Raw genomic sequence first — 2462 nt, forward strand, 5'->3', positions numbered from 1 at the left:
ATGTTCCGCGTGGCGGGCCAGCAGGAGGGTGATCTTGGTCAGCATGAAATCCTGAATGAGGTGCTGGTCGGTACGAGCGAGGGGATGAATGAACATGAAGTGCTCCTCTCGGGAACCTAGAACGGGGAAAACTGGGGCCGCGATCGGGTCAGGGACCGCGTGAGTGGTTTTCTGTCAACCACTTACACCAACTCTACCGTAACGTAAGGGAAGAGTATGAATTGACGGCAATTTCCTATCCTCCCTCTCACGTGAGAATAAACTGTTGGTGGGCTTGCGCGTCGCTCACCATTCGAAAGTTATTCGAACCTTCCAGAAGCGCTCCTCTCGCACGTCGCAGCCAGCGCACCGCTGGCACGCCGTCTGCCCCAGTCCCGTGAAAGCTTCCGTGTCCTCTCCTGCACCCCACTCCTCTGACTCTCCCCCACCATCCGCTCACAGGCCAGCGCCGCGCCCGCGTCCGCGAATCTCATGGTCCTGGCTGGCCCTCGTCGGTGCCGCCGGACTGATCTCGGTCATGACGGCTCCCGGCCAGACTGCCGGTCTCTCCGTCTTTACAGATCCCCTAATTGTCGACCTGGGACTGTCGCGAACGGATGTCTCGCTCAGTTATCTCATTGGCACGCTCGTTGGCGCGTCCGTGCAGCCGTTTATTGGGCGGGCGTTGGATCGATGGGGAGCACGGTCCGTCACGGTCGTGATTGGTCTTAGCTTTGCCGTCATCCTTCTAGCCTTCAGCTTCGTTGGTGAGATCATCGGGCTCACCGCCGGTTTCACCGGTGTTCGGATGGCCGGCCAGGGTGCGCTCACCCTGGCCGCGACCACCGCGGTTGCCCGGGCCATCCACCATCGGCGCGGGCTGGCCTTAGGTATTGCGAGTGCCATTGGCTCGGCCGGCATCTCACTCGCACCGATCTTTGTGGAGCGGCTGATCGCGTCTGTTGGTATTTATGATGCGTGGCGGTGGGAAGCGGTACTTGTAGCTGTGGTGGTCATTCCGCTAACGTTGGTCTTTCCCAGGCGCGCCCCCGCCGTCGATCCGGAATCGACCCCCTCCACGGCTCAGCTCACTATTCAGAAGGAATCGTGGACGCTGCGGGAGGCCATCCGATCGGGCATGTTCTGGGTTATCGCCGCGAGCCTGGCAACCTCGGGCATGTTGACAACGGCGTTGGCGTTTCACCAAATCGCCATTTTAGGCGCCCAGGGCCTGACCCCGTTAGAGGCGGCCGCGAACTTCCTGCCGCAGACCGTGACCGGGATCCTGGCCACGCTGCTCACGGGCAGCCTCGTCGACCGGGTTAGTCCCAAGGTTTTCATCGTGTTTTCCATGGTGACGCTGGCCGCGGCTCTCGTTATGCTGCCGTGGGTGACCAGCGGAATGGCGGCCATTGTCTACGGCCTCGTTCTTGGCGCCGCCGGAGGGAGCCTGCGCGGTATGGAAGCAGCCTCATACGTGCGCTATTACGGCTTGGCACACATTGGCAATATCCGAGGAGTAGCTACGGCCATCGGCCTCGCGTCGACGGCTTTCGGTCCAGTTGCGCTCTCGCTCGGGTTTGACGTGACCGGCAGCTTCACCACGCCGGCACTGGCGCTGGCACTTATTCCCGCCATCGTCATCGGCGTCGCGCTCTTCGTACGACCGCCGCAGCGCGCCTAGCCCGCTCGGCCCTACTGAGTGCGCAGAAGCTCAAGAAACTCGTCGGCCATTCCCAGCTGGTCCTGAAGTTTTTGCCGACGCTCAACCGCTTGCGCAATGAAAGTGTCAAGCTCCGCGCGGACATCCGGATTGTCCGAACCAGCCACACCGCCCTGCAGCGTGTCGATGATCTTCAACAGCGCCATCATCTCTTCGAGAGAAAACCCCAGCGGCTTCATGCGGCGAATCAACATCAGCCGAGAATGATCTTCCTGCGTATAGAGGCGAAAACCACCCTCGGTACGACCAGAGGCCTTCAGCAGCCCGATTTCGTCATAGTGACGAATGGTGCGCAGGGAGAGACCGGTCTTCTCGGCGAGCTCGCCAATATGCATGGTGCCCGTGGCGGCCGTGGTGGCTGGGGAAGTCATAGTTGATACCTTTTCTCGAACGGATTAGCAATCAACCCTAACGTTATAGTAGTGTTGCAGAAGTTGGCTGACATTGTCATGTGAGCCCACTTTCCCACCATTGTCCCTGATGACTGGTGGAGGTGCGCGATAGGGCGCCCACACTCACTGCTTCTACTCATCCGACACCATACGTGTGTCCCGCTCCAGGAAGGCCTCATGGCCATCATTGAAAAAACCACGGAGAAGAATCGGTACAAAGCCGATCCCACCGTGATGAAAGCTCTGCGCACACCGCGCATCCTCACCCGGGAGGTGCTCGCCGGCCTCGTCGTGGCCATGGCCCTCATCCCCGAAGCAATTGCCTTCTCCATCATCGCCGGTGTGGACCCCCGAGTCGGACTGTTCTC

Annotated in this window: 3 protein-coding genes; 2 read left to right on the top strand and 1 reads right to left on the bottom strand. The window is 60.5% G+C overall.

Going from position 1 to position 2462, the window contains the following annotated elements; genetic code table 11:
- The first annotated feature begins 388 nt into the window (after positions 1-388).
- Entirely contained in the window at positions 389-1663 is a 1275-nt protein-coding gene (locus CXY72_RS00160) for an MFS transporter (protein WP_233197561.1), read from the top strand.
- Between the two features lie 11 nt (positions 1664-1674).
- On the opposite strand, the gene CXY72_RS00165 is transcribed toward CXY72_RS00160, so the two are convergent.
- Positions 1675-2073: a MerR family transcriptional regulator gene (locus CXY72_RS00165; RefSeq protein ID WP_104125731.1), complete on the bottom strand. Its 399-nt coding sequence runs from the start codon at positions 2071-2073 to the stop codon at positions 1675-1677.
- A gap of 198 nt (positions 2074-2271) precedes the next feature.
- Here CXY72_RS00165 and CXY72_RS00170 point away from each other — a divergent pair.
- Positions 2272-2462: SulP family inorganic anion transporter (locus CXY72_RS00170; protein ID WP_255409241.1), on the top strand; the 191-nt coding region annotated here is incomplete at its 3' end.

It is taken from the genome of Cryobacterium sp. Y57 (assembly GCF_002929505.1).
Taxonomy (GTDB): domain Bacteria; phylum Actinomycetota; class Actinomycetes; order Actinomycetales; family Microbacteriaceae; genus Cryobacterium.

Excerpts from the sequence above, each read along its gene's own strand:
- CXY72_RS00165 (WP_104125731.1), bottom strand. The coding sequence starts at position 2,073 with ATGACTTCCCCAGCCACCACGGCCGCCACGGGCACCATGCATATTGGC.